Source organism: Mycobacterium sp. IDUB_39 (assembly GCF_055419205.1).
Map to the genome: position 1 here is coordinate 594,293 of NZ_JBVAXF010000003.1, position 24,871 is coordinate 619,163.

Consider the following 24,871-nt stretch of genomic DNA (forward strand, 5'->3'; position numbering starts at 1 on the left):
TATCACCAGCGCGGGCGCACCCCGGCCGAGGCCACCGTCGCGGGAACGCTGGCTACGCTGAGCCGAATGAAGCTCGACGGGAACCAGGCATCCATCCAAGAGGTGATCGACGCAGGGCTGCTCGCCGGCGCGGTCACGATGGTGTGGCAGGGCGGCAGCGTGCTGCAGGTCAACGAACTCGGCCACCGCGACGTCTCCGCGAAACTGCCGATGCAGCGCGACACGATCTTCCGCATCGCCTCGATGAGCAAGCCCGTCACGGTGGCTGCCGCGATGTCGCTGCTCGAGGAGGGCCGGTTCACGCTGTCGGACCCCGTCACCGAGTGGCTGCCCGAACTCGCGGGCATGCGGGTGATGGCAGACCCGGCCGGGCCGCTGGAACGGACCGTGCCCGCGCAGCGGCCCATCACGTTCGACGATCTGATGACCCACCGCAGCGGGCTGGCATACGCGTTCTCGGTGGGAGCGCCACTGAGCCGGGCGTACGGGAAACTGATGTTCCGCCAGGACCAGGACCGCTGGCTCAACGAGCTCGCAGCGCTGCCGCTGGCCCACCAGCCCGGCGATCGCATGACCTACAGCCACGCCACCGACGTCCTCGGCATCGCACTGTCCCGTATCGAGGGCAGGCCTCTCGGTGACGTCCTGGCCACCCGGATCTTCGAGCCGCTCGGCATGTCCGACAGCGGTTTCGCGGTCAGCCACGAGGGCCGTCGACGGGCCGCCACGATGTACAAGGTTGAAGCCGATGGCACGCTCCGCGACGATGTCATGGGCCCGGCTCCGGTGACACCGCCGACGTTCTGCGCCGGTGGCGCGGGGCTGTGGTCAACCGCCGACGACTACCTGGCCTTCGCACGGATGCTGCTCGCTGGCGGAACACTCGACGGGGTCCGGGTCCTGTCGGAGAAGTCCGTCGACCTGATGCGCACCGACCGGCTCACCACCGAGCAGAAGCGCCACCCCTTCCTGGGGATGCCGTTCTGGCGCGGGCGCGGCTTCGGGCTGAACCTGTCGGTGGTCACCGATCCGGCGCAGTCCCGCCAGTTGTTCGGTCCCGGTGGACTCGGCACATTCGGATGGCCCGGCGCGTACGGCACCTGGTGGCAGGCCGACCCCTCTGTCGACCGCGTGATGATCTACCTCGTCCAGAACATGCCCGACCTCAGCCCCGACTCCGCGGCAGCGGCCGTCGCGGGCAACACGTCGCTGCTGAAGCTGCAGTCCGCGCAGCCCAAGTGGGTCAAGCGGACCTATCAGGCGCTCGAGTCGTAGCCGACTCGGCGACACCACTGCGAGGAGCGGGTGCGATGAGCGTGCTGAGGACCCCAGAGGAACGCTTCGCCGATCTGCCGGGTTTCCCCTTCCCGCCGAACTACCTCGAGGTCGAGACTCGTCGGATCGCACCACTGCGGATGCACTACGTCGACACGGGCCCGTCCGACGGTCGGGTCGTCCTGCTCCTGCACGGCCAGCCCACGTGGTCATATCTGTATCGCAGCGTGATTCCCGCGCTGACCGGAGCGGGTCTGCGCGTCATCGCGCCCGACAACATCGGTTTCGGTCGATCCGACAAGCTCACGGAGCCAACCGATTACACGTTCGCACGCCACGTCGACTGGCTTTCAGGCTGTTGACCAACGTCGATAGTGCGACTTTTGGTGGGTAGTGCACCAGCAGATGGATGTGGTCGTGTTCACCGTTGTAGTCGGGTAGCTGGGCTTCGACGTCAGCGCAATGTCAGAGGTGTGGCCGATACTGCCGTTGTGAGCGAGTTGATGGTGATCAAGCGGTGTGTGAAGTACCCGCTGGCGCCATCGCCGGCGCAGTCGCAGGTGCTGGCCCGGCAGGCTGGCGCTGCCCGGGCCTTGTGGAATTTGATCCACGCACACCACACGTTTCACGCGGCATCGAAGCGGTGGCCGTCGTGGGCGGAGTCCGATGCCGCGATCCGGCAGGCCCGCAACGACATCGACTGGCTCGCGATCCTGCCCGCGCAGGCTGCCCAGCAGGTGCTCAGGGCCTATAAGCAGGCCTGGTCGAACTATTGGAACGGCACCCATGGGCGGCCGACCTGGAAGACGCGCAGGGCGCGCCGCGCAGTTGACGTGCCACAAGCGCGGGACTTGAACCTCACCCGGCTCAACAGTAAGTGGGCCACGGCCGCGATCCCGAAGGTAGGGGCGGTGAAGGTCCGGCTGCACCGTGCGATGCCTGAACGCGTCACGGGTGCGCGGGTAGTGCGGGAGGCGACCGGCTGGATGCTGGTGGTTCGGGGTGAAAACCGGGTTGTCACACCCTGTGCGCGGCGAGTTGAAAGGGGCAGTGTCGGTATCGACCGCGGCGTGACCCACACGCTGGCGCTGTCGGACGGGGCGTTCATCGATCAAGCCGCCACCCTCGGATCGGGAGAGAGGAAGCGTCTGTACCGGCTCGAACGTAGGGCCGCCCGGCAGCGGGCAGGAAGACCCCGCGGCCACAGATCAAGCCGCAGACTCCTGCACACCTACACCCAGCTCGCGGCGGTCAAAGCCCGCCAAGCCCGGCGCCGGTATGACTTCGCCCACCAGGTGAGCGCTGCACTGGTCGCTACCGGGGTGGCAATGTTGGTGGTTGAGGACCTGCGGGTGAAGAACATGACCCACAGCGCACGAGGCACCATCGAGGACCCGGGGGTGAACGTCAAACAGAAGTCCGGGTTGAACCGGTCCATCCTCGATCAGGGATGGACACAGATCCTGACACTGCTCACCTACAAAGCAGATCAAGCAGGGGCGCGGGTAATCCGGGTCCGGCCACACGGCACGTCACAGACGTGTCACCGATGCGGGTCCACCGCGGAGGGGCAACGCGAAAGCCAAGCGGTGTTCCGATGTGCGAACCCCTCATGCGGGTGGATCGGAAACGCTGACACCAATGCCGCGATCGTGATCAAACACCGGGGCCAGGAAGTGGCCTCGCAGGACGTGGAGCCCAACGCCACTTGGCAGGCTGCGAAGCGTCAAAACCGGAAAACCGCCGCCTAACAACGGCAGCCAGTACGGAAACCGCCCCCTTCAGGAGCGGAGACTTCATCAGCGCTCCCCCGACGTCACGCCCAGCCTGTTCCTGAACGCCGTGGCCGGGCCGCTCGATGCTGGGGTGCTCGCCGCGTACGACGCACCGTTTCCCGACCGCGCGCACCAGGCCGGCCTGCGCCAGATGACGGCACTGGTGCCACTCACGCGCAACGACCCGGGCGCCGCGATCGGGCGAGCCACCATGGCGGCTCTCGAACAGTGGCACCGTCCGTTCCTCACCGCGTACTCGGACGGCGACCCCGCCACCCGTGGCTGGGAGACGGTGTTTCAGAAACGGGTGCCTGGCGCCCGCGGAATGCGCCATCACACGATCACGGGCGCGGGCCACTTCGTCCAGGAGCAGCGCGGTGAGGAACTCGGCGAGGTGATCGCCGGATTCGTCCGCGACACCGCCTAGTCGCTCACAGCGCCGCGGTAGATCGACCCGAGGGTCGCCAGCCCGTCGCGGATCGCGGACTCGGCGATCGCACCGTAGCCAAGCACCAACGCCGGTAGCGCCGAACGTGGATCGGACCAGTGCTCGCTAGCTCCCTCGATGAGGACGCTCCGCTGGCGTGCCGCCTCGATGAGGCTCGATTCGTCGCACCCGTTCGGCAGTTGTACATACAGATGCAGGCCCGCTGCCACGCCGGTGGGTACCGCTCCCGGAAGCGCCGTCGAGAGCACCTCGAGGGTGGCGTCGCGTCGGCGGCGATAGACTGGGCGTACACGACGAAGATGCCGAGCCAATCCGCCGGATTCAATGAAGCGTGCGAGCGCCAATTGTTCGAGCATGGTGGTACCCATGTCATCAAGCAGCTTTTCCCGGACCACATCCTGAACAAGCCAGCCCGGCAAGACAATCCAGCCAAGGCGCAGCGCGGGCGTCAGCATCTTGCTCGCACACCCCGCGTACGCGACTCGTTCTGGCGCAAGTCCCTGGAGCGCTCCGATGGGTGCCCGGTCGTAGCGAAACTCCGCGTCGTAGTCGTCCTCGATGACCACGCCGTCGTGGCGTTCTGCCCAATTGACCAGCGCGGTGCGGCGCGAGGCGCTGAGCACCGCTCCTGTCGGATAGGAGTGCGCGGGCGCCACCACGACGGCGCCGACGTCGTGGTGGCGGGCTAGGCGGGCGACGTCCAGTCCGTCGTCGTCAACCGGTATCGGCACCACCCGCAGCCCGGTGTTGGCGATGGCTGCCCGATGAAACCCGAAGCCAGGGTCTTCGACGGCAACCGCCTCGACACCGCGAGACCGCAGCGCTCGACAGATCAGGACCACAGCCTGGGTCAGGCCGCCGGTGACCACGACTCTGTCGGGGGTGGCCGCAACGCCGCGCACCCGACCGAGGTAGTTGGTCAACGCCTCCCGCAACTGCTGCGCCCCATGCGGTCCCGGATACCCAAGCCCACGGTTCGGCACATCGTTCAGCGCCGCGCGGTAATGCCGCAGCCATTCCGCTCGCGGAAACAATGCGGGGTCGGGCAGCCCACCGATGAAACGGACCGCACGATCGGGCTCGGTCCTGACGGTTGGCGGTGCGAACACCGGTTGGGCAATGGGCAACACCCGCGTGCCAGATCCCTGCCGACCGCCCAGATATCCATCTGCGGCGAGATATTCATACGTATCAACCACCACACTGCGGGCGACGCCGAGATCCCGGGCCAACGTGCGTGACGGTGGCAGCAATGTCCCTGGGGCCAGCTGCCCCTGCTGGATGGCCGACCTCAACTGCTGCTGCAGCTGCTCGCGCAACCCCCGGCGTTCGGAGCGATCCAATGCGAGCAAGACATCCAGCGGATAACCGGGATCCACAGAATTGGTCTGTTTATCGCGGTCAGAATTGGATCGTGACACATGCCAATTCTACGGACAACCTTGAGTCATGGCCCACACGAAAACCGCTCACACCTCGTCGTCCGCCCCGCTGCTGACACCGTGGATGCCTGGGCCGCACGATCCTGCAGACGCTCCCGTCGTGGTCAGCGTCACCGACTTCGCGGTACATCATCTGCATACGCTTCCGGCTGTCGCCGTCAACGGAATGCGCACGCGCATGGGCTGGTACGCCATGCCCGGAGCTGTCGGCCTGTGGCTCTGGTCGGTGCCTGCCGCCGCGCGCAGCGGCTCGATCTCGATCTGGGCCAGCGAAGACGACCTGGAGCGGTTCATCGTCCTGCCCCATCACGTCGACATCATGTCGCGCTACGCCCCCCGCGGGTCCGTTCGCTCCACGACGTGGACCGCCGACACGTTCGACCCCCACGCCATCCTCGACCGCGCGCGTAAGTGGATCGCGGGGCACTCGGCGTGAGACCAGATGTCCGCTATGCCTCAGGTGGGGCTGCGGCTCCGCGTACCGCGGCGGCCGCCGCACGGATCTGCGGGGTGACGAGCATGACCTGGCCCAGCACTCCGTTGACGAAGCCCGGGGAGTCATCGGTTGACAGCTTCTTGGCCAGCTCGACGGCCTCGTCGACAGCGACCGGCTCGGGAACGTCCTCGGCGTGCAGCAGCTCCCACACCGCGACGCGCAGGATCGCGCGGTCGACAGCGGGAAGCCGCTCCAGGGTCCAGCCCTGCAGGTGCGCCGAGATCAGGTCGTCGATGTGGGCGGCGTGCTCGGTGACGCCATGCGCGACGGTCACCGTGTACGGGTTCAGGCCCGAGGTCTCGGCGTCGCTCTCGGCCAGGGTGGTTCGTGAGTCCGCGATCTCTGCGGCGGTCATACCACGCGCCTCGGCCTCGAACAGGACTTCTACGGCCCGCTTGCGGGCCTGATGCCGACCCCGGTCGGATCGGCGGTCAGGCATTCACCCGACCCAGGTAGTTGCCGTCACGGGAATCGACCTTGAGCTTGTCACCGGTGTTGATGAACAGCGGCACCTGGATCTCGGCACCCGTCTCCATGGTGGCCGGCTTGGTGCCCGCGCTGGAGCGATCACCCTGCAGACCCGGGTCGGTGTGGCTGACCACCAGCTCGACGGTGACGGGAAGCTCGAGGTACAGCGGCACGCCGTCGTGGAACGCGATCTGGACCGGCATGCTCTCCAACAGGTAGTCGGCGGAGGACCCGACCAGCGCCTCCGGAAGCGGGTGCTGCTCGTAGTTCTCGGAGTCCATGAACACGAAGTCGCTGCCGTCGCGGTACAGGTAGGTGGCATCGCGCCGGTCGACGGTCGCGGTCTCGACCTTCACACCGGCGTTGTAGGTCTTGTCGACAACCTTGCCGGACACCACGTTCTTGAGCTTGGTGCGCACGAATGCCGGCCCCTTGCCGGGCTTGACGTGCTGGAACTCGGTGATCTGCCACAGCTGGCCGTCGATCTGCAGGACGAGTCCGTTCTTGAAATCTGCGGTCGAAGCCACGTTGGGTACAACTCCTAAAGGATGGCCAGTTCCTTGGGGAACCGGGTAAGCAATTCGGGTGCGGGTGTGTTCGCACTGCCCACGACCAGTGTGTCCTCGATGCGGACACCGCCGTAGCCGGGCAGGTATACACCGGGTTCCACGGTCACGGCAGAACCAGCAAGCAGTGTACCGGCGGAGGACGCGCTGATTCCCGGCGCTTCGTGGATCTGCAGTCCGACCCCGTGTCCGAGCCCGTGGCCGAAGTTCTCCGCGTACCCGGCATCGGCGATGACCTGCCGCGATGCACTGTCGACGTCGCGTAGCGACACCCCCGGCGCCAGCGCCTCTCGCCCCAGCCGCTGAGCCGTGGCCACCAGGTCGTAGACGTCGAGCTGCCACTGCGCGACGGGCGACAGCGCGAAGGTCCTCGTCATATCCGAGTGGTAGCCCGCCACCAGGGCACCGAAGTCGATCTTGACCAGGTCACCCGCGGCCAGTGTCGCGTCGGTCGGACGGTGGTGTGGGATCGCCGAGTTGGGCCCCGCCGCCACGATGGTCTCGAACGACACCCCGTCAGCGCCGTGGTCGAGCATCCGGGACTCCAGGTCGCGGGCGACCTCCTTCTCGGTGCGGCCCGGCCGCAGCCCGCCCGCCGCCACCAGATCGGCCAGCGCGGCATCGGCGGCCTCGCAGGCCAGGCGAAGCATCGCGATCTCGCCGGCATCCTTGACCTCGCGCAGCGCCTCGACGGTGCCCGCGGCACGGACGAACTCGACGGCACCCGCTGCATGCTTAAGGGTGGCGAACCCGTCCACGGTGACGACGTGGCTCTCGAAGCCGAGCCTGCGCACTCCGCGTTCAGCGGCGCACGCCGACAGATACGGGCCGCATGCCCGTTCGATGACGACCTCGGCGTCCGGGGACTGCGCCGCGGCCTGCGTCACGTAGCGCCCGTCGGTCGCCAACACGGGTGTGTCGTCGTCGACACGAATCAACAATGCCGCGTTGGAACCGGTGAATCCGGACAGATAACGCACGTTGACCAGGTCTGTTATCAACATTGCGTCCAGCTCGACCGCGGCGAGTCGGCGACGCAACCTCTCCCTGCGCTGGGAAATCGTCACGGTGCATGACCGTACTCGCTAGGGTGTGCCCTCATGAGCAAGTGGTTGCTGCGCGGACTGGTGTTCGCCGCCCTGATGGTCGTCGTCCGATTGCTTCAAGGCGCGTTGATCAACGCCTGGGAAACCCAGGCACTTCTGATCAGTGTGACGCTGGTGGTGTTGTTCGGCCTCGCCTCGTTCGTCTGGGGCATCCTCGACGGCCGTGCTGACGCGGCAGCCAATCCCGACCCCGACCGTCGTGGTGACCTCGCGATGACGTGGCTGCTCGCCGGACTCTTCGCCGGCGTCGTCAGCGGGTTCGTGGCGTGGTTCATCTCGCTCTTCTACAACAACGTCTACGCCGAGGCTCTCCTCAACGAGATCACCACCTTCGCCGCGTTCACCGCGCTGGTGACCTTCCTGACCGCCATCGCCGGTGTGGCCGTAGGCCGCTACCTCATTGACCGCAACTCGGCGCCCCTGGAGCGGCAGCGGGAGGGCACCGACACCGACCGTGCCGACACCGATGTCTTCGAGGCCGTCCGCGACGACGCACAGCCGACCGCCGCGGTCGGCTCATCGGGTGGCACCGACGAGACGCCGAACGGCGACCGTCAGGCTTGAGCGGCGAGGTAGCGCAGGGCCAACAGATACCCCTGCACGCCGAGACCGACGATGACGCCGGTCGCGACCGCACTCAGGTACGAGTGGTGCCGGAACTCCTCCCGGGCGTGGACATTCGAGATGTGCACCTCGATCAACGGGGCGGTCAACTCCGAGCAGGCGTCCCGCAGCGCCACCGACGTGTGTGTGAACGCACCGGCATTGAGGATCACCGCCTCACCCGCGTCGGCGGCATCGTGAATCCAGCCCAGTAGTTCGGCCTCGCTGTCCGACTGCCGCACGGTAACCGTCAGGCCGAGTTCGTCGGCCTCCTGCTCGATCATCGCGACCAGGTCGTCGTGGGTGGTGTTGCCGTAGACCGCGGGCTCCCGCCGGCCGAGCCGGCCCAGGTTGGGTCCGTTCACCACATGCACTGTCGCTGCGCGAGCGCTCATCGCACTCATGCTCTTCGCGCGAGCGCTCATCGAACCCCGATCTCCGAGTAGGCGGCCACCAACAACGACGGATCGGGCCCCTCGAGACGCCCTGGTTTGCCCAGCCCGTCGAGCACCACGAAGCGCAGCACACCGGACCTGTTCTTCTTGTCGCCCGCCATGTGCTCCAGCAGCTGAGGGAAGGCGTCGGCGTCGTAGTCCACCGGCAACCCCAGCGAGGTCAGGATGGCCCGGTGCCGGTCGGCGGTGGCATCGTCGAGCCGTCCGGCCAACCGGCCGAGTTCGGCGGCGAACACCAGGCCGACCGAGACGGCCGCCCCGTGCCGCCATTTGTAGCGCTCGCGCCGCTCGATCGCGTGGGCCAGGGTGTGGCCGTAGTTGAGGATCTCGCGGAGCTCCGATTCCTTCTCATCGGCGGCCACCACCTCAGCCTTGACCGCGATGGCACGGCGGATCAGCTCGGGTAGCACGGTGCCGGAGGGGTCGAGCGCGGCTTCGGGGTCGGCCTCGATCAGGTCAAGGATGACGGGATCGGCAATGAAACCGGCCTTGACGATCTCGGCCATGCCAGCCACGATCTCGTTGCGCGGCAACGACTCCAGCGTCGCAAGGTCGACCAGTACGGCGAGCGGTTGATGAAACGCCCCGACCAGGTTCTTACCCGCGTCGGTGTTGATGCCGGTCTTCCCGCCCACCGCTGCGTCCACCATGCCGAGCAGCGTGGTCGGAACGTGCACGACGTCGACGCCACGCAGCCAGGTGGCGGCGGCGAAGCCAGCGACATCGGTCGCCGCTCCCCCGCCGAGGCTGACGACGGCATCCTTGCGACCGATCCCGATGCGGCCCAACACTTCCCAGATGAACCCGAGAACGGGCAGTTCCTTGCCCGCCTCGGCGTCCGGAATCTCGATGCGGTGAGCGTCGACACCGTTGTCCGCCAAGGCACTACGGATCGCCTCTGCGGTCGCAGCCAACGTGGGCTGGTACAGAATCGCCACCCTGTGGCGATCGGCGAGGATCCGGGTCAGATCGGCGAGCAGGCCGGTGCCGATGATCACGGGGTACGGCCGGTCGACCTGGACGTCGACGGTCACGGGTTCAGTCATTACGCGCTTCCGCTTGGCGGGCCAGGGCCGATGGACTCGGCGGGGCCTCGGTGATGGGACCGGGATTGAGAACAGTGGGCAATCGCCGCCACGCCGGCCTGCGCCGCTTGCGCGGCGGCTGCTGCTCGACGGAGTTGCACTCCAGACGCGCGACGATGTGACGGACGACCGCACCGGGGTTACGGCGGTTGGTGTTGACCCGCATGGTGGCGACCTCGCGGTACAACGGCACACGCTCCGCCATCAACTTGCGGAACGTCTCCTCGGGATCGGTGCCGGCCAGCAGTGGACGGCCCGTCCCACCCGAGGTACGCCGAATCCCCTCGGCCGCATTGATTTCGAGGTACACCACGGTGTGGCCGGCGAGAGCCTCTCGCACGGCCGGCGAGGTGACCGCGCCGCCGCCGAGGGAGACGACGCCGTCGTGTTCGGCCAGGGCCGCGCACACCACCTCGGCCTCGATGCGACGGAACTCCGCCTCACCGTCGGTGAAGATGTCGGCGATGCTGCGGCCGGTGGTCTCGACGATCTTGGCGTCGGTGTCCAACAGCGGCACACCGAGCGCCTTGGCCAAGCGCCGCCCGATGGTGGACTTGCCCGATCCGGGCATGCCCACCAGCACGGCCTTGGGTGCCATCAGCCCGACGCCCGCGCCGCCGGATCGATCCCGCGGTCGGCGCCCGACCGGGCCGCGACAGCGCGCAGGTAGCCGTCGACGTTGGACCGCGTCTCAGCCACCGAGTCCCCGCCGAACTTCCTCAGTGCGGCGCGCGCGAGCACAAGGGCGACCATGGTCTCGGCCACCACGCCTGCGGCGGGCACTGCGCACACATCGGAGCGCTGGTGGATGGCGACAGCCTCGTCGCCGGTGGCCATGTCGACCGTCGCCAGCGCACGGGGCACCGTCGAGATCGGCTTCATGGCGGCCCGCACGCGCAGGGCCTGGCCGTTGGTCATACCGCCCTCAAGCCCGCCCGCGCGATTCGTCGAGCGAAGGACGCCGTCGGGTCCGGGGTAGATCTCATCGTGGGCGACGCTGCCGCGGCGTCGTGCGGTCTGAAAGCCGTCACCGATCTCGACGCCCTTGATGGCCTGAATTCCCATCAGCGCGGCGGCCAGCTGACTGTCGAGCCGATCCTCGCCACTGGTGAACGAACCAAGTCCGATGGGGAGGCCGTCGACGACCACCTCGACGACGCCACCGAGGGTGTCGCCGTCCTTCTTCGCGTCCTCGATCTCGGTGATCATCGACTTCTCGGCGGCCTCGTCGAAAGCCCGCACCGGGCTGTCGTCGATCCGGGCGAGGTCCTCGGGCCGCGGCGGCGGACCGTCGTACGCCGCGGAGGCGCCAATGGAGATGACGTGTGAGAGCACCTCAACGCCGAGTACCTCGCGGAGGAAGGCCCTCGCGATGGTGCCTGCAGCGACTCGGGCTGCGGTCTCGCGGGCGCTGGCGCGCTCGAGAACCGGCCGGGCGTCGTCGAACCCGTACTTGAGCATGCCCGCGTAATCGGCGTGACCAGGTCGGGGGCGGGTCAGCGGGGCATTACGCGCCACGTCGAGCTCGGCGGGATCCACGGGATCCGACGCCATCACGGTCTCCCACTTGGGCCACTCGGTGTTGCCGATCTCGATGGCGATCGGACCGCCCATCGTGAGCCCATGCCGGATCCCGGCGAGCATCGTGACCTCGTCGGCCTCGAACTTCATCCGGGCCCCGCGGCCGTAGCCCAGGCGTCGCCGCCTCAGCTGCCCCGCAATATCCTCAGTGGTAACGCCGACACCGGCGACCATGCCCTCAACCACGGCCACCAACGCGCGGCCGTGAGATTCACCAGCAGTGGTCCATCGCAACACGCGTCCCATCTTCCCATGACACGCCGAACCTGACGTAATCCGTCATGCCGAGGCGTCCCGCGCCAGGCTGCACTGCAGCAGGACGGTGTCGACGAAGCGGCCGTGTTTGTGGCCGACGCGGGACAGGCGCCCGGCCTCGACGAAACCGAATCGGCCGTGCAGGCGCACCGAGGCGGGGTCGCCGCTGTCGGCGATAACCGCGATCACCTCCCTGACCCCCACATCCCTGCACGCCTCGAGCAGGGCCGCCATCAGCTCGGTGCCACACCCCATCGCGACAGCCCACGGCGCGACGTAGACCGAGTCCTCGACGGTGGCGCGGTAGGCCGGCCGGGCCTTCCACGGCGCGCAGTATGCGTACCCGGCGACGGCACCATTGCGTTCAGTGACCAGGAACGGTAGGCCCGCCTCGGTGATCGTGCCGAGCCGTCGCAGCCACTCCTGGGCGTCGGGCGGATCGACCTCGAACGTCGCGACGCTGCCGGTCACGTAGTGCTCGTAGATCTCCGCGATGGCGGGGAGATCCGACGGTTGGGCGAGGCGAGCTGACATGGTGTGTCCACCGTATGGCTCAGGTGATGGCCACCGCGACGGCTGTGGCGGTCGCCACGCACATTGCCGGTCCGTGCGGAACACCCGCCGCGCGACGCAAACCGGGTCCGCGGCGCATGGCCGCACCGATGGCCCACAGCCCCGTCAGCAGCGGGGCCCCAAGCGCGGCCAACAGCCACACATCGAGTCCGAACGCCCCGCACAGCGCTCCCACGCCGATGGCGAGCTTGACGTCGCCCGCGCCAAGGCCGGCGGGCGATATCAGGTGCACGACCAGATAGCACCCGGCTAACGCGGCCGCCCCGGCCAGCGCCGCAGGCCCGCGACCGGTCGCCGCCGCGATCACCAGCACGGCCACCGCTCCCGGAAGTGTCAGGGCGTTGGGCAGCCGCTGCTGGCGAATGTCGTAGACGCTCAAGGCGGTGAGCCAGACCAGCACGACCACACACCCCACCGCAGGCGCCGCCCCCATCTGAAAAGGCTAATCCGCGGAAAGGGCCCTACTCATCGCCTCTTTCGGCGCCGGTTGGCCGGTGAACAGCTCAACCTGGGCGAACGCCTGGTTCAGCAGCATCGCCAGTCCGCTCACCACGCGGCCGCCGGCCGACTCCACCGCCGATGCCAGCGGTGTGGGCCACGGGTCGTAGATCGCGTCGAGCAGCAGCGGGACCCCGACGATTGACGGTGCGTGGGCCGCCACCACATCGGCGGGAATGGTGCTGACGACAACGTCCAGCCGGTCGAGCGCAGTGCCCAATTCGACCCAGCGCGCCGTGGCCCCGACCCGCTCGGCCAACGCCACCAGCGGGTCGGCCTTGTCGGGATTGCGCGCCACGATCGAGATGTCAGGGAAGCCGAGTTCGGCCAACCCCAGCACGGCGGCGGGCGCTGTACCACCGGAGCCGAGGACCGCGGCCCGGCCCCACGTCATCTCGATCAGGGCACGCAGCGCACCAGTCACGCCGTCGACATCGGTGTTGTCCGCCAGCCACCCGGTGTCGGTGCGGACCAGCGTGTTGGCCGACCCCACCAGTTGAGCGCGCGCCGTCCGCTCGTCGGCGAACTGCAGCGCGGCGAACTTCCCCGGCATGGTCACCGACACCCCGACCCACTCCGGGCCGAATCCGCCGACGAGCGCGGGCAGTTCATCGGCACCACACTCGATGCGCTCATAGGTCCAGTCCACGAGTCCCAGCGCCGCGTAGGCCGCCAGGTGCAGCTGCGGCGATCTCGAGTGGGCGATCGGCGAGCCGAGCACCGCGGCCCTACGGGCCGTCATCGCCGACCCGCCACCGCGCACCACCGGATCGTGCGCGTCACCGCACGCTCAGCGGGCGCTGTCGAGCACACCATTGCGTTGGGCCACTTCGATATTGGCCAAGTGCTGCTGGTAGTCACGGGTGAACAATGTGGTGCCCTGCAGATCCACGGTCACGAAGTAGAGCCAGTCCCCCGGCTCCGGGTGCTCGGCGGCAGCCAGCGCGGGCAGCCCCGGTGAGCAGATCGGTGTCGCCGGAAGCCCCTCGCGGACATAGGTGTTCCACGGAGTGTCTCTGGCGCGGTCGCCGTCGGTGGTGGCCACCTCCTGGCGGTCCAGCGAGTAGTTGACCGTCGAGTCAAACTCGAGCCGCCGGTGATCGGCGGCGATCAGCCGGTTGTAGATCACGCGGGCCACCTTGGCGAAGTCGTCCGGCATGGACTCCTTCTGCACCAGCGACGCGACGGTCAGGATCTCGTACGGCGACAGGCCCTCCGCGGCTCCTGCCGCGAGCAAGCCATTGGCCTCGTACTGCGCGACACTGGCCGCGATGAGCTCCGAGAGGATCTCCAGCGCCGACGCCGACGGGTCGACGTTCCACGTACCCGGTGCGATGAGACCCTCGATGCGGCGGTGATCATCACCGACCGCCTTGATCGGTTCGACCGCCCACTTCGGGATCGACAACGCCGACGGTTCCCCGGATGAGGCGGCGTCCTTGAGGGAATCGTCACCGACGCACTGTTCGGTCCCGTCGAGACTCACGCACGTCGCCTTGGAGATCAGCGAGAAGATGCCGTCGGTGACGGCGTTCGTCCGCACATCCGCGGTGTCGTCGAGTTGGCGGCCCTCCGGGATCACCATCAGACCCACACGACTCTTGGGATCGGCCAATCGCTTGACCGCATCGGCAGCGGGAATCTCGGTGCGCACCTTGTAGAAGCCGGGCTGAATGGCCGAGATGGCGGCGTTACCCGAGGCGGCGTCGACGAACGCCCGCGAGGTCGCCACTACACCCTTCTCCTGCAGCGCCTGTCCGATCGCCGTGGTCGAGTCGCCGTTGTGCACCTCGACGATCACGTCGGCGACACCGGCGCCCGTGTAGTCGTCACTCGTGCCGAACAGTCCGTGCCACATCCGCGAGCCGAGGAACACCGCGCCGACCACCACGACGACCAGCGCCGTGATCGAGAGCGCGGTGACGGTACGGCGACGCCGATTGTTGCGGCTGGCGCGGGCTCTCTCGGTGCGGCTCATGCCGCGTCGAGGCGCTCCCACCGCCGTCGGTTGCGGCCGGTCGCGGCCCCAATCGTCAGACATCGTCAGCACCGCTGTGATCGGCCTGCACGTGGCGCCGCTGGTCCAGCCAATTCTGGAGGATGCCAACAGCTGCGGCCTGGTCGATCATCGCCCTCTGTCCCTTCGCGCGCACCCCTGCTTCACGCAGGGAGCGCTGTGCAGTCACGGTGGTCAATCGTTCGTCTGCGAGGCGCACCGGGATGGGTGCGATACGCGCGGCAAGTGCATCCGCGACAGCGATGGCATCGCGCGCCGACGGTCCAGTTCGGTCGGCCAGCGTCCGCGGCAATCCCACCACCACCTCCACGGCGCCCAGTTCCTCGATGAGCCTCACCAGCCGACGGACGTGCTTGTCCGTCCTGTCCCGGCGCACCGTCTCCACTGGCGTCGCAAGGATCCCGTCCGGATCGCTGACGGCGACACCGATCCGGACGGTGCCGACGTCGATGCCAACACGTGGCCCACGTCCGGGGTCAGACGGCCCGGGCCGGTCCGGTTGGCGATCGTCGGGATGGGTCACCCAGTTAGCTCCGGCCTACCTCGGCACGCACGGCAGCCAGGGCCGCGTCGATTCCCGAGGCACCACTGCCGGAGCCCTGAGCCAGGTCGGCCTTACCGCCGCCACGTCCGTTCACCGCCGCTCCGACGGTCTTGACCAGATCGTTGGCGGATAGGCCGAGGTCCTGCGCGGCGGGGTTCACCGCGACCACATACGGCACCGTGTCACCCTCACCCTCGGCGATCAGGGCGACGACAGCGGGCTCGGAGCCGAGCTTGCCGCGGATGTCACCAACGAGACTGCGCAGATCGGCCGCCGAGATACCCCCGGCCATCCGCTGTGCCACGACACGGACCTTACCCACCAGTTCCGCGCCAGCGGCGGCGTTCACCGCGACCGCTCGCGCATTCGCCAGGCGCACCCGGTCCAGTTCCTTCTCAGCGGTCCGCAACCGCTCCACCAGGTTCGCCACACGGGCGGGCACCTCGTCGGAGGGCACCTTCAGCGATGAGGCCAGGCCGGCCATCAGTGCGCGTTCCTTGGCCAGATGCTTGAACGAGTCGAGGCCGACGTACGCCTCGACGCGCCGCACACCCGATCCGACCGATGACTCACCGAGGATGGTGACCGGTCCGATCTGAGCCGAGTTGTGCACGTGGGTACCACCGCACAGTTCGATGGAGAAGGGGCCACCGATCTCGACGACGCGCACCTCATCGGGATAGTTCTCGCCGAAGAGCGCCATCGCGCCCATGGCCTTGGCCTTGTCGAGTTCGGTGTTGAAGGTGTTGACCTCGAAGTCGGACTGGACGGCCTCGTTGGTGACCTCTTCGATCTGGGTCCGCTGATCGTCGGAAAGCGGTCCCTGCCAGTTGAAGTCGAATCGGAGGTAACCGGGCCGGTTGAGCGATCCGGCCTGAACCGCGTTGGGGCCCAGCACCTGTCGCAGCGCGGCGTGCACCATGTGGGTGCCGGAGTGGCCCTGGGTGGCGCCTTGACGCCACTTCGGATCGACCGCGGCCGAGACGATGTCGCCCTCGACGAACTCACCGGACTCGACGTTCACGCGGTGCACCCAGAGCGTCTTCGCGATCTTCTGCACATCGGTGACGGCCGCCTTGGCCGCGCCGCTGGATCCGGTCCCCGTGATGGAGCCGATGTCGGCGATCTGGCCACCGGACTCGGCATAGAGCGGGGTGCGGTCCAGCACCAGTTCGACACGGTCGACCGCGCCGCCCTCGATGTCGTGCGAGATCACCGGAACGCGCTTGCCGTCCACGAAGATGCCGAGAATCGTTGCCTGCGAAGTCAATTCGTCGAAACCGGTGAACTCCGTCGGACCCGCATCCACCAGGTCGCGGTAGGCGCTGAGGTCTGCGTGCGCATGCTTACGCGCCGCGGCGTCGGCCTTGGCTCGCTGCCGCTGCTCGGCCATCAGGCCGCGGAATCCCTCCTCGTCGACCGACAGCCCGGATTCGGCCGCCATCTCCAGCGTCAGTTCGATCGGGAAACCGTAGGTGTCGTGCAGCGCGAACGCGTCGGTGCCCGAGAGCACTGTCGCGCCGGAGGCTCTGGTGGCGCCGGCCGCGTCGTCGAACAACTTCGATCCCGATACCAGGGTTCGGTTGAACGCCGTCTCCTCGGCGACCGCGATGCGGTGAATTCGGTCGAAGTCGGTGACCAGTTCGGGGTAGGACGGACCCATCGCATCGCGCACGGTGATCATCAGGTCGCCGACGATCGGAGTGTCAATGCCAAGCAGTTTGGCCGACCGGATGACGCGGCGGAGCAGGCGGCGCAGCACGTAGCCCCGGCCGTCGTTGCCCGGGCTGATGCCGTCACCGATGATGATCGCCGCGGTGCGACTGTGGTCGGCGATGACGCGGTAGCGCACGTCATCGGCGTGATTGCCGACACCGTAGCCGCGGGGCGCGATACCTGCGATCAGGTCGATCGCCGGACGCAGCAGATCCGTCTCGTAGACGTTGTCCACCTCTTGCAGCAGGCAGGCGACGCGCTCGACACCCATGCCGGTGTCGATGTTCTTGCGCGGCAACGGCCCGAGGATCTCGTAGCCCTCTTTGCCCGGGCCCTCGCCGCGCTCGTTCTGCATGAAGACGAGATTCCAGATCTCGATGTAGCGGTCCTCGTTGGCCTCCGGGCCACCCTCGATGCCGTACTCGGGTCCGCGATCGATGTAGATCTCCGACGACGGGCCACACGGGCCGGGAATGCCCATCGACCAGTAGTTGTCGACCATGCCGCGACGCTGGATGCGCTCCAGCGGCAGACCGGCGACCTCGCGCCACAGCGATATCGCCTCGTCGTCATCGAGATAGACCGTCGCCCAGATCCGCTCGGGATCGAACCCGTACCCACCCTGATCCACCGGGTTGGTCAGCAGAGTCCAGGCGAACTCGATGGCACCCTTCTTGAAGTAGTCCCCGAAGGCGAAGTTGCCAGCCATCTGAAAGAACGTGTTGTGCCGGGTGGTGATGCCGACCTCATCGATGTCCGGAGTACGGATGCACTTCTGGACGCTCACCGCACGATCCCACGGCGGGGTGCGGGCTCCGAGGAAGAACGGGACGAACTGGACCATACCGGCGTTGACGAACAGCAGGTTGGGATCGTCAAGGATCACCGACGCACTGGGCACCTCGGTGTGGCCCGCCTTCACGAAGTGATCGAGGAAGCGTTTCCTGATCTCGTGTGTCTGCACGTGCTGCTGTCCTTCATCGTTGGAGTGGGTCGAATTGCTTGTCGACCGCATTACAGTACCGGTCCATCAATGTTGCCCCGAAGAGGCGCTGCCAGGCCAACGAACCGCTGGTCCCCCGCGTGCCGCAGCGGGGAAGCCTCAGCCCCGGACGAAGCTCAACCGCACCGAACGTTGTGAGTTGTCGCGGTTCAGGTCGACCAGTACGACGCTCTGCCAGGTGCCAAGCAGTAGTCGGCCGCCCTGCACAGGCAACGTCACCGACGGAGCGACTATCGCGGGCAGCACGTGGTCGGCGCCGTGGCCCGGCGAACCGTGCGCGTGGCGGTAGCGGTCGTCACGGGGAAGCAGACGCTCCAACGCCTCGACCATGTCGTCATCGGATCCGGCGCCCGTCTCGACAATGGCCAAGCCGGCCGTCGCGTGCGGCACGAAGACGTTGCACAGGCCGTCACCGCGGCCGGCGCAGAAGGACCGCACCTCCTCGGTCACATCCACCGTCCGCCGCCGCGTCGTGTCCACCTCGAGCACATCGGTCTGCACACCGACGAGCGTACGGCCGGCGAGTCAATTGACGTCTCTGTTTATCCCGACGCCGCATGGGTATTGCACTCTCACCACTCATCCGCTGGAGGAAGACATGACCATTACCGGTGTCATCACCGCAATACTCATCGGCATCGTGGTCGGCGTACTTGGCCGCCTCGTCGTGCCGGGCAAGCAGCACATCTCCGTGCTCGTCACGGTGCTCGTCGGCATCGTCGCAGCGTTCCTCGGGACAGCACTGGCGCGCGCCATGGGCATTCCCACCGTCACCGGCGGTATCGACTGGCTCGAACTTCTGGTGCAGGTAGTTGTGGCCGCGCTGGGCGTCGCACTGGTGTCCGCCGCGACCGGGCGCCGGCGCACTGGACTACTGCGCCGCTGACACCCGGCGCGCGGCGGGGGCGTCAGGCCAGAAGGGCGTCGAGACGTTCGAAACTCTGCGTCATGCCGCCCTCCATGCCCGATGCCAACAGCGCGTCGCGCGCCTCGGTGTTGGGGCAGATGGAGCGGCCCCGCAGCCCGCTGCGGCCGTCACCGAGATCGGTGAACCACATGAACTCGATGTTCACCATGTCGGGCGCACCCTCGAACTCGAAGGTCTGGATGACGAGGTCGTTCTCGCGAACGGTGTGGAAGACCCCGTTAAAGCTGAAGGCTCCCTCCGCACTGGAGTGCACGTATCGGTAGCCGCCACCGGTACGGAAATCCCAGTGCTCGATGGTCATCTCCAAGCCGTGGGGCCCGAGCCACTGCTTGACCAGATCGGGTTCGGCGTGCGCGCGAAACAGCGCGTCCCTGGGTGCCGCGAACTCGCGGGTGAACTCCATGGCCAGCGTGTCCACCGGCGCCACCAGGTGCAGTGCGTTCGTCATCGTGATCCTGCCTTTCTCTTCACTTCATTCACTTCTTCGGTCGTCATTGCCGCCAATAGGTCGTCCAGGCGGCGATAGTTGCGTTCGGCGTCGAGGCGGTAGCGGTCGATCCACGACGTCAGCCGCTCGAGGGCGGCCGGGTCCAGGTGCACCGGCCTGCGCTGGGCATCCCGGCTGCGGGTGACCAGGCCTGCCAGCTCGAGCACCTGAATGTGCTTGGACACCGCCTGTTTCGTGATGTCGAAAGGCTCGGCCAACTCGTTGACCGTCGCCGGCCCGCGGGACAACCGCGCCACGATGGCGCGCCGAACCGGGTCAGCCAGAGCCAGGAAGGCCCGGTCCAGACCACTCTCGACATCTCCGCCATCACTCAAATTCAACCCGATCGTTGATCAACCATTTAGTTGATTACAACGGTAGGAGCAACGTCACCACGTGTCAAGACCATCGCCGAGACTGCTGTGAGATCACGAAAGCCGCACAGACCGCGATCTCACAGCAGTCTCGGCGGGATGGGTGATGGCCTAGCGGCGGACCCGTCGCACGATCGCGCGCAACTTCTCCAGCCGGGAGCCGATCTCGCGTTCGATGCCATGGCTCGTCGGCCGGTAGTAGTCGACACCGGCCAGCTCATCGGGTGGATACTGCTGGGGCACAACACCACCGGGATCGTCATGCGGATACGCATACCCCTGCGCGTTGCCCAGGGCAGCGGCGCCCGAGTAGTGGCCGTCGCGCAGATGCGGCGGGACCAGCCCGGCCTTACCCGCCTTGATGTCCCCCATCGCCGCGGACAGCGCCGTGGTCACCGCGTTGGACTTCGGCGCGGTCGCCAGGTGCACGGTGGCGTGCGCCAACGTCAGCTGCGCTTCCGGCAGGCCGATCAACTGCACGGTCTGCGCGGCGGCGACGGCCGTCGGCAGCGCCGTCGGATCGGCCATCCCGATGTCCTCGCTGGCCAGGATCATCAACCGACGGGCAATGAATCGGGGGTCCTCCCCCGCAGTCAACATCCGGGCCAGATAATGCAGTGCGGCATCGACATCCGAGCCGCGGATCGACTTGATGAACGCGCTGACGACGTCATAGTGCTGGTCACCGTCGCGGTCGTAGCGCACGGCCGCCTTGTCCAGGGACTGCTCGATGACCTCGACCGTGACTCGATCACCCGCCTCGGCGGCCACCTCGAGTGCGGTCAGCGCGCGCCGCGCGTCACCCGCGGCCAACTGCACCACCAGCTCGACGGCGTCGGGGTCGACGTCGACGGTGCCGTTCAGACCACGCGGGTCGGCGATCGCACGCTGCACCACGGCGCGGATGTCATCGGCGGCCAGCGGCTGCAACTGCAGAATCAGTGACCGCGACAGCAGCGGCGCGACGACCGAGAACGACGGGTTCTCCGTCGTCGCCGCCACCAACAGCACCACGCGGTTCTCCACCGCGGCGAGCAGCGCGTCCTGCTGGGTCTTGGAGAACCGGTGGACCTCGTCGATGAAGAGAACGGTCTGCTCGCCGTGCACCGCGGCGCGCCGGGCGACGTCGATGACGGCACGGACCTCCTTGACCCCAGCCGACAGCGCGGACAGCGCCTCGAAGCGTCTGCCGGTCGCATGCGATATCAACGATGCCAGCGTGGTCTTCCCGGTGCCGGGCGGACCGTAGAGGATGACCGACGCCGCGCCCGAGCCCTCAGCGAGACGCCGCAGCGGTGAACCAGGTCTCAGCAAGTGGTCCTGGCCGACCACCTCGTCGAGCCCGGCGGGGCGCATACGGACCGCGAGCGGCGACAACGTCGACGATGCCGCGGCCACATCCGGGTCGGGATCGGAGACGTCGAACAGTCCGTCAGACACAGTTCAGGCTTACCACGCCGCCTAGGAGGCGGGCTGCGTCACGAAGTCGATGAGTTCCTCGACGCGGCCGATGAGATCGGGTTCGAGGTCGGTCCAGTCGCGCACACTCCCCCGGATCCGCTGCCACGCCCTGGCGATATCGGCCTGCTGCGCGTGTGGCCAGCCCATCGCCTCACAGACACCGTGCTTCCACTCGATACCGCGCGGGATGACGGGCCACGCCTTGGCGCCGATCCGGGCCGGCTTGACCGCCTGCCAGATGTCGATGAACGGGTGCCCCACCACGAGGGTGTGTTCGCCGCCGGGACCCCGGCGCACGGCCTCGGCGATCCTGGCCTCCTTGGACCCCGCCACCAGGTGGTCGACGAGGACGCCCAGCCGCTGCCCCGGTCCTGGCCGGAACTCCGCGACGATGCCGACGAGATCGTCCACGCCGCCGAGGTACTCGACCACGACGCCCTCGATGCGCAGGTCATCGCCCCACACCTGTTCGACGAGTTCGGCGTCGTGGCGGCCCTCGACGTAGATCCGGCTGGGGAGCGCGGTGCGCGCCCTGGCCCCGTGCACGGCGACCGATCCCGATGCGGTCCTGGTCGGCGCGGCCGGCGGGGGTCGCCGCAGCGGCGGGTTGAGGATGACCGGCTTGCCGTCGATGAGGTAGCCCGGGCCGACCGGGAAGGACTTGCGCCTGCCCTTGCGATCCTCGAGCTGCATCCGCCCGAACTCGACGTGCACCACGGCGCCGACGTACCCGGTCGCCACGTCCTCCACCACGAGACCCATCTCGATGACGCGTTCGGTGGACCGCGTGCGCTTGGGACCGTGCGGGTCGCGGGCGAGGATGTCGGAGCCGTATCGATCTGCCACCGCACGATCCTATGGACCATCGGCGCCGAAGTCGGGCACCGCCACACCCCCTTCCCTACCATCGAGCGCATGCTGTTGAACCGGGCGACCGCCGATGGCATCGTCGACGGCACCATCACGCTGGTGCTGCGCCGATGGGACGCGCCGCGCGCCAAAGTCGGTGGTACGCAGCGCACTCCGGTGGGCACCATCCGCATCGATGACATCGCGGAGTTTCCCGGCTCCCATCGTGTAACGGCAGTTCAGGCCAAGGCCGCGGGCTATCCCAGTGCCAAGGCGGCGCAGGCCGACCTCGACCGCAGGCCGGCCAGGCACACCTATGCGATCGCGGTGTCGTTTCTGGCTCCCGACGAACGCCCCGAGCTGGCCGCCGACGACGACCTGAACTCGGCCGACGTGGACACCATCACCTCCCGGCTGGACCGCTGGGATGGCGGCGGCGCGCCGTGGACACGCGAGTACCTGCGGCTCATCTCCGACAACGAGGCAGTCCGCGCCCCCGACCTGGCCGCACGCCTCGGCTTGGATGTCCCGAGGTTCAAACGCCGGGTACGCCAACTCAAGGGTCTCGGGCTGACGATCAGCCTCGACGTCGGGTACCGACTGTCCCCGCGGGGGCGGGCCTACCTGCGACTGACGGGCTGACCACACACGCGGCGCGCCCGATGTGCCGCCCGATCTCCCGGTGCGCGACGATCGTGGGGTGATTGACGCATCCAAGTACGGGCCCTGGGCCGTGATCGCGGGCGGATCCGAGGGCGTGGGCGCCGAGTTCGCCCGGCTGCTCGCCGAGGCGGGTATCAACCTCGTGCTCCTCGCCCGCAAGGCCGGTCCCTTGGAGGACACGGCGACCCGCTGCCGGCAGGCCGGTGTCGAGGTCCGCACGCTGTCGGTCGATCTGGCCGCCCCGTCGGCGTGCGATGAGGTTGCCGCGGCGACCGCGGGCCTCGAAGTCGGGCTGTTGATCTACAACGCAGGTGCCAACACGTGCAGTGCGGAGTTCCTCGACGCCACCCCGGCGGACTTCGGCCGTGTCGTGGACTTGAACGTGACGACGATGATGGGCCTGGTGTCGCACTTCGGCGGGCCGATGCGCGAGCGGCGGCGTGGCGGTCTGCTTCTCGTCGGCTCGATGGCGGGCTATCTCGGGTCCGTGCGGCACACCGTCTATGGCGGGGTGAAGGCGTTCGGCCGAATATTCGCCGAGAGTCTGTGGCTGGAGCTGCGTGAGTTCGACGTGGACGTGCTCGAACTCGTCCTCGGCGTCACACGCACACCCGCGATGGAACGCGTGGGGTTGAACTTCGACGTGCCTGGGCTGCGCGTGGCCGACCCCGCCGACGTCGCACGCGAAGGCCTCGCACAGTTGGCCAATGGGCCGGTGTTCGTGGCGGCAGGCAACGACCGCGACGTTGCCCGGCGCAACAATCCCGACCGGGCCAAGGTGGTCCTGGAAACCCACGAGTTCATGCAGCGGCTGATCGGTCCCGGCTGATGCGGATCGGACTCTCGACACCGGTCGTCATGCAACTACCCGGGGCCGCATCGGCCTGGGAGCGCGACGGTGCGGTCGAGGACATCGTGCGCATCGCCGAGGCCGCCGACGCCCTCGGATTCGACTACCTGACCTGCCCGGAGCACGTCATCGTGCCCGAGGACGACGCAGGGCAACGCGGTTCGACGTACTGGGATCCCTTGGCCACCTTGGCCTATCTCGCCGCGCGCACGACCCGCATCCGCCTCCTCACCGCTGTCGTGGTGCTCGGCTACCACCACCCACTCGAGATCGCGAAGCGCTACGGCACGCTCGACCGGCTCAGCGGGGGCCGGCTGACGCTGGGTGTCGGGGTCGGCTCGCTGGCCGCCGAGTTCGGTCTCCTGGGTGCGTCGTTCGATGATCGGGGTCCGCGCGCCGACGATGCGTTGCGGGCACTGCGATCCTCGCTGTCGACCACCAGACCCGTCTTCGCCGGCGAGTTCTACGCCTTCGACTCGGTCGTGATGGATCCGTGTGCCGTCCAGCAACACGTACCGATCTGGGTCGGCGGCCGGACCCGGCGGTCACTGCGCCGCGCGGTGACGCTCGCCGACGGCTGGATGCCGTTCGGGCTGAGCGCGAGGCAAACCGCGGAATTACTTTCCGCCGTTGACCTTCCGCCCGGATTCGACATTGCTCTGCCGTGCGGGCCGCTGGACCCGATTGGCGCACCCGAGGAGGCCGCACGCAGGCTTTCGCAGCTCGTCGACCTCGGAGCCACCACCACAACCTGTGCGATCACTGCCCAGTCAGCGTCACAGTACTGCGATCAGTTGGCGGCGTTGCGCGAGATATCCGACAACCTGCAAGGACGGGCATCATGACCGAAGACGACCGGTTCGCCGAACTCGAGGCGCGGCTGCGTCGCTTGGAGGACGAACGCGCCATCGAGCGGATGATCGCGGCCTATGGTCCGCTCGTGGACGCCGGCGACGCCGATGGGACGGCAGCACTGTGGGCGGTGGACGGCGGCTACCAGGTCGCGGGCTGGTCGATGCACAGTCGCGCCGACGTCGCCGCGATGGTGCGCTCCGACGACCATCAGCGGCTCATCGAGCACGGTTGCTGCCACTTTCTCGGCCCGGCGGTGGTCACCGTGAACGGCGACGTCGCAGTCGCGGTGTGCGACTCGGCGCTGTTCGTCAGGGCCGACAAGGGCTTTCGTGTCTATCGTGCGGGTGCCAACCACTTCCGGCTGCGGCGCGCCGGCGACGGTTGGGAGATCACCGAACGCATCAGCCGGGCGCTGGATGGCAGCAGGCAGGCGCGCGACTTGTTGACGGCCGGTGTGGCGGGACGCGCGCCCTCGCCGGCGGAGCATGACAGCTGAGC

28 protein-coding genes and 3 pseudogenes are annotated in these 24,871 nt (G+C 67.9%); 11 read left to right on the plus strand and 20 right to left on the minus strand.

Going from position 1 to position 24,871, the window contains the following annotated elements:
• The first annotated feature begins 66 nt into the window (after window positions 1–66).
• Entirely contained in the window at window positions 67–1,275 is a 1,209-nt protein-coding gene (locus tag ACZY0X_RS14775; RefSeq protein WP_463771405.1) for a serine hydrolase domain-containing protein, read from the plus strand.
• Between the two features lie 35 nt (window positions 1,276–1,310).
• Window positions 1,311–1,628 (plus strand): annotated as a pseudogene (locus ACZY0X_RS14780) (alpha/beta fold hydrolase); the annotation flags it as partial.
• Here ACZY0X_RS14780 and ACZY0X_RS14785 read toward each other — a convergent pair.
• Window positions 1,624–1,737 (minus strand): annotated as a pseudogene (locus tag ACZY0X_RS14785) (transposase); the annotation flags it as partial. The pseudogenes ACZY0X_RS14780 and ACZY0X_RS14785 overlap by 5 nt on opposite strands.
• 41 nt (window positions 1,738–1,778) lie before the next feature.
• Here ACZY0X_RS14785 and ACZY0X_RS14790 point away from each other — a divergent pair.
• Window positions 1,779–3,026: an RNA-guided endonuclease InsQ/TnpB family protein gene (locus ACZY0X_RS14790; protein ID WP_463771606.1), complete on the plus strand. Its 1,248-nt coding sequence runs from the start codon at window positions 1,779–1,781 to the stop codon at window positions 3,024–3,026.
• A 91-nt stretch (window positions 3,027–3,117) separates the two neighbouring features.
• On the plus strand, window positions 3,118–3,477 hold the full coding sequence (locus ACZY0X_RS14795; RefSeq protein WP_463771407.1) for an alpha/beta hydrolase family protein: 360 nt from the start codon (window positions 3,118–3,120) through the stop codon (window positions 3,475–3,477).
• Here the strand turns inward: ACZY0X_RS14795 and pdxR are convergent.
• The gene (pdxR, locus tag ACZY0X_RS14800) at window positions 3,474–4,919 is read right to left on the minus strand and encodes a MocR-like pyridoxine biosynthesis transcription factor PdxR (protein ID WP_463771408.1); all 1,446 of its coding nucleotides are present in this window, start codon (window positions 4,917–4,919) and stop codon (window positions 3,474–3,476) included. The two genes, ACZY0X_RS14795 and pdxR, sit on opposite strands and share 4 nt — an antisense overlap.
• A 28-nt stretch (window positions 4,920–4,947) precedes the next feature.
• On the opposite strand from pdxR, the gene ACZY0X_RS14805 reads away from it, so the two are divergent.
• Complete coding sequence (locus ACZY0X_RS14805; protein WP_463771410.1) at window positions 4,948–5,376, plus strand: hypothetical protein; 429 nt, start codon at window positions 4,948–4,950, stop codon at window positions 5,374–5,376.
• A gap of 13 nt (window positions 5,377–5,389) precedes the next feature.
• Here ACZY0X_RS14805 and nusB read toward each other — a convergent pair whose 3' ends face one another.
• The 3 genes from nusB to ACZY0X_RS14820 are packed head-to-tail and all read right to left on the minus strand — an operon-like array spanning window position 5,390 to window position 7,537.
• Complete coding sequence (gene nusB / locus ACZY0X_RS14810; protein ID WP_463771411.1) at window positions 5,390–5,875, minus strand: transcription antitermination factor NusB; 486 nt, start codon at window positions 5,873–5,875, stop codon at window positions 5,390–5,392.
• A complete protein-coding gene (efp, locus tag ACZY0X_RS14815; RefSeq protein ID WP_463771412.1) occupies window positions 5,868–6,431 on the minus strand; it encodes an elongation factor P in 564 nt (187 codons plus the stop codon). Before efp ends, nusB begins: the two co-directional genes overlap by 8 nt.
• 14 nt (window positions 6,432–6,445) lie before the next feature.
• A complete protein-coding gene (locus tag ACZY0X_RS14820; protein WP_463771414.1) occupies window positions 6,446–7,537 on the minus strand; it encodes an aminopeptidase P family protein in 1,092 nt (363 codons plus the stop codon).
• Window positions 7,538–7,570: 33 nt separating this feature from the next.
• On the opposite strand from ACZY0X_RS14820, the gene ACZY0X_RS14825 reads away from it, so the two are divergent.
• Window positions 7,571–8,140 carry a B-4DMT family transporter gene (locus ACZY0X_RS14825; RefSeq protein ID WP_463771415.1) on the plus strand — a complete coding sequence of 190 codons (570 nt, stop codon included), beginning with the start codon at window positions 7,571–7,573 and terminating at the stop codon, window positions 8,138–8,140.
• On the opposite strand, the gene aroQ is transcribed toward ACZY0X_RS14825, so the two are convergent.
• From aroQ to ACZY0X_RS14880, 11 genes and pseudogenes are all read right to left on the minus strand, one after another.
• Window positions 8,131–8,574 (minus strand): type II 3-dehydroquinate dehydratase, encoded by a 444-nt coding sequence (aroQ, locus tag ACZY0X_RS14830; RefSeq protein WP_241399275.1) that lies wholly within the window; start codon window positions 8,572–8,574, stop codon window positions 8,131–8,133. The two genes, ACZY0X_RS14825 and aroQ, sit on opposite strands and share 10 nt — an antisense overlap.
• 26 nt (window positions 8,575–8,600) lie before the next feature.
• Window positions 8,601–9,680 (minus strand): 3-dehydroquinate synthase, encoded by a 1,080-nt coding sequence (gene aroB, locus ACZY0X_RS14835; RefSeq protein WP_241399276.1) that lies wholly within the window; start codon window positions 9,678–9,680, stop codon window positions 8,601–8,603.
• Between the two features lie 112 nt (window positions 9,681–9,792).
• Window positions 9,793–10,317 (minus strand): annotated as a pseudogene (locus tag ACZY0X_RS14840) (shikimate kinase); the annotation flags it as partial.
• Window positions 10,317–11,537 carry a chorismate synthase gene (aroC, locus tag ACZY0X_RS14845; protein WP_463771607.1) on the minus strand — a complete coding sequence of 407 codons (1,221 nt, stop codon included), beginning with the start codon at window positions 11,535–11,537 and terminating at the stop codon, window positions 10,317–10,319. The pseudogene ACZY0X_RS14840 and the gene aroC, both read right to left, overlap by 1 nt.
• Before the next feature lie 42 nt (window positions 11,538–11,579).
• Window positions 11,580–12,089 (minus strand): N-acetyltransferase family protein, encoded by a 510-nt coding sequence (locus ACZY0X_RS14850; protein ID WP_463771417.1) that lies wholly within the window; start codon window positions 12,087–12,089, stop codon window positions 11,580–11,582.
• A gap of 19 nt (window positions 12,090–12,108) precedes the next feature.
• The gene (locus ACZY0X_RS14855; RefSeq protein WP_463771418.1) at window positions 12,109–12,561 is read right to left on the minus strand and encodes a prepilin peptidase; all 453 of its coding nucleotides are present in this window, start codon (window positions 12,559–12,561) and stop codon (window positions 12,109–12,111) included.
• 9 nt (window positions 12,562–12,570) lie between these two features.
• Window positions 12,571–13,368, minus strand: coding sequence for a shikimate dehydrogenase (locus tag ACZY0X_RS14860; protein ID WP_463771420.1), 798 nt, complete (start codon window positions 13,366–13,368; stop codon window positions 12,571–12,573).
• A gap of 48 nt (window positions 13,369–13,416) precedes the next feature.
• Window positions 13,417–14,667 (minus strand): endolytic transglycosylase MltG, encoded by a 1,251-nt coding sequence (gene mltG, locus ACZY0X_RS14865; protein ID WP_463771421.1) that lies wholly within the window; start codon window positions 14,665–14,667, stop codon window positions 13,417–13,419.
• Window positions 14,660–15,166 carry a Holliday junction resolvase RuvX gene (ruvX, locus tag ACZY0X_RS14870; protein ID WP_463771423.1) on the minus strand — a complete coding sequence of 169 codons (507 nt, stop codon included), beginning with the start codon at window positions 15,164–15,166 and terminating at the stop codon, window positions 14,660–14,662. Before ruvX ends, mltG begins: the two co-directional genes overlap by 8 nt.
• A 4-nt stretch (window positions 15,167–15,170) precedes the next feature.
• The gene (gene alaS / locus ACZY0X_RS14875) at window positions 15,171–17,867 is read right to left on the minus strand and encodes an alanine--tRNA ligase (protein WP_463771424.1); all 2,697 of its coding nucleotides are present in this window, start codon (window positions 17,865–17,867) and stop codon (window positions 15,171–15,173) included.
• A 138-nt stretch (window positions 17,868–18,005) separates the two neighbouring features.
• Window positions 18,006–18,395: a secondary thiamine-phosphate synthase enzyme YjbQ gene (locus ACZY0X_RS14880; RefSeq protein ID WP_463771608.1), complete on the minus strand. Its 390-nt coding sequence runs from the start codon at window positions 18,393–18,395 to the stop codon at window positions 18,006–18,008.
• Window positions 18,396–18,504: 109 nt separating this feature from the next.
• Here ACZY0X_RS14880 and ACZY0X_RS14885 point away from each other — a divergent pair, with 109 nt between their 5' ends.
• The gene (locus ACZY0X_RS14885; RefSeq protein WP_463771425.1) at window positions 18,505–18,792 is read left to right on the plus strand and encodes a GlsB/YeaQ/YmgE family stress response membrane protein; all 288 of its coding nucleotides are present in this window, start codon (window positions 18,505–18,507) and stop codon (window positions 18,790–18,792) included.
• 22 nt (window positions 18,793–18,814) lie between these two features.
• On the opposite strand, the gene ACZY0X_RS14890 is transcribed toward ACZY0X_RS14885, so the two are convergent.
• The 4 genes from ACZY0X_RS14890 to ACZY0X_RS14905 form a co-directional block, all read right to left on the minus strand.
• Window positions 18,815–19,282 carry an SRPBCC family protein gene (locus tag ACZY0X_RS14890; RefSeq protein ID WP_463771427.1) on the minus strand — a complete coding sequence of 156 codons (468 nt, stop codon included), beginning with the start codon at window positions 19,280–19,282 and terminating at the stop codon, window positions 18,815–18,817.
• Window positions 19,279–19,656 carry an ArsR/SmtB family transcription factor gene (locus ACZY0X_RS14895; RefSeq protein WP_463771428.1) on the minus strand — a complete coding sequence of 126 codons (378 nt, stop codon included), beginning with the start codon at window positions 19,654–19,656 and terminating at the stop codon, window positions 19,279–19,281. Before ACZY0X_RS14895 ends, ACZY0X_RS14890 begins: the two co-directional genes overlap by 4 nt.
• Window positions 19,657–19,806: 150 nt before the next feature.
• The gene (locus ACZY0X_RS14900; RefSeq protein WP_463771430.1) at window positions 19,807–21,135 is read right to left on the minus strand and encodes a replication-associated recombination protein A; all 1,329 of its coding nucleotides are present in this window, start codon (window positions 21,133–21,135) and stop codon (window positions 19,807–19,809) included.
• A gap of 21 nt (window positions 21,136–21,156) precedes the next feature.
• Window positions 21,157–22,002: a DUF3097 domain-containing protein gene (locus tag ACZY0X_RS14905; RefSeq protein WP_463771431.1), complete on the minus strand. Its 846-nt coding sequence runs from the start codon at window positions 22,000–22,002 to the stop codon at window positions 21,157–21,159.
• A 69-nt stretch (window positions 22,003–22,071) separates the two neighbouring features.
• On the opposite strand from ACZY0X_RS14905, the gene ACZY0X_RS14910 reads away from it, so the two are divergent.
• Genes ACZY0X_RS14910 through ACZY0X_RS14925 form a run of 4 tightly spaced genes read left to right on the plus strand, consistent with a single transcriptional unit; the run spans window position 22,072 to window position 24,869 of the window.
• Window positions 22,072–22,647 (plus strand): hypothetical protein, encoded by a 576-nt coding sequence (locus tag ACZY0X_RS14910; protein WP_463771433.1) that lies wholly within the window; start codon window positions 22,072–22,074, stop codon window positions 22,645–22,647.
• A gap of 58 nt (window positions 22,648–22,705) precedes the next feature.
• Window positions 22,706–23,497, plus strand: coding sequence for an SDR family NAD(P)-dependent oxidoreductase (locus ACZY0X_RS14915; RefSeq protein ID WP_463771434.1), 792 nt, complete (start codon window positions 22,706–22,708; stop codon window positions 23,495–23,497).
• On the plus strand, window positions 23,497–24,363 hold the full coding sequence (locus ACZY0X_RS14920) for an LLM class F420-dependent oxidoreductase (protein ID WP_463771435.1): 867 nt from the start codon (window positions 23,497–23,499) through the stop codon (window positions 24,361–24,363). The genes ACZY0X_RS14915 and ACZY0X_RS14920 overlap by 1 nt, the downstream gene beginning before the upstream one ends.
• Entirely contained in the window at window positions 24,360–24,869 is a 510-nt protein-coding gene (locus tag ACZY0X_RS14925; protein ID WP_463771437.1) for a nuclear transport factor 2 family protein, read from the plus strand. The genes ACZY0X_RS14920 and ACZY0X_RS14925 overlap by 4 nt, the downstream gene beginning before the upstream one ends.
• The last annotated feature ends 2 nt before the right edge of the window (window positions 24,870–24,871 follow it).

Excerpts from the sequence above, each read along its gene's own strand:
- ACZY0X_RS14825 (WP_463771415.1), top strand. The coding sequence starts at position 7,571 with ATGAGCAAGTGGTTGCTGCGCGGACTGGTGTTCGCCGCCCTGATGGTC.
- ACZY0X_RS14885 (WP_463771425.1), top strand. The coding sequence starts at position 18,505 with ATGACCATTACCGGTGTCATCACCGCAATACTCATCGGCATCGTGGTC.
- ACZY0X_RS14775 (WP_463771405.1), top strand. The coding sequence starts at position 67 with ATGAAGCTCGACGGGAACCAGGCATCCATCCAAGAGGTGATCGACGCA.
- ACZY0X_RS14850 (WP_463771417.1), bottom strand. The coding sequence starts at position 12,089 with ATGTCAGCTCGCCTCGCCCAACCGTCGGATCTCCCCGCCATCGCGGAG.
- ACZY0X_RS14855 (WP_463771418.1), bottom strand. The coding sequence starts at position 12,561 with ATGGGGGCGGCGCCTGCGGTGGGGTGTGTGGTCGTGCTGGTCTGGCTC.
- ACZY0X_RS14920 (WP_463771435.1), top strand. The coding sequence starts at position 23,497 with ATGCGGATCGGACTCTCGACACCGGTCGTCATGCAACTACCCGGGGCC.
- aroB (WP_241399276.1), bottom strand. The coding sequence starts at position 9,680 with ATGACTGAACCCGTGACCGTCGACGTCCAGGTCGACCGGCCGTACCCC.
- nusB (WP_463771411.1), bottom strand. The coding sequence starts at position 5,875 with ATGCCTGACCGCCGATCCGACCGGGGTCGGCATCAGGCCCGCAAGCGG.
- ACZY0X_RS14890 (WP_463771427.1), bottom strand. The coding sequence starts at position 19,282 with ATGACGAACGCACTGCACCTGGTGGCGCCGGTGGACACGCTGGCCATG.
- mltG (WP_463771421.1), bottom strand. The coding sequence starts at position 14,667 with ATGTCTGACGATTGGGGCCGCGACCGGCCGCAACCGACGGCGGTGGGA.
- ACZY0X_RS14860 (WP_463771420.1), bottom strand. The coding sequence starts at position 13,368 with ATGACGGCCCGTAGGGCCGCGGTGCTCGGCTCGCCGATCGCCCACTCG.
- ACZY0X_RS14790 (WP_463771606.1), top strand. The coding sequence starts at position 1,779 with ATGGTGATCAAGCGGTGTGTGAAGTACCCGCTGGCGCCATCGCCGGCG.
- ACZY0X_RS14925 (WP_463771437.1), top strand. The coding sequence starts at position 24,360 with ATGACCGAAGACGACCGGTTCGCCGAACTCGAGGCGCGGCTGCGTCGC.
- ACZY0X_RS14910 (WP_463771433.1), top strand. The coding sequence starts at position 22,072 with ATGCTGTTGAACCGGGCGACCGCCGATGGCATCGTCGACGGCACCATC.
- ACZY0X_RS14805 (WP_463771410.1), top strand. The coding sequence starts at position 4,948 with ATGGCCCACACGAAAACCGCTCACACCTCGTCGTCCGCCCCGCTGCTG.
- aroQ (WP_241399275.1), bottom strand. The coding sequence starts at position 8,574 with ATGAGCGCTCGCGCAGCGACAGTGCATGTGGTGAACGGACCCAACCTG.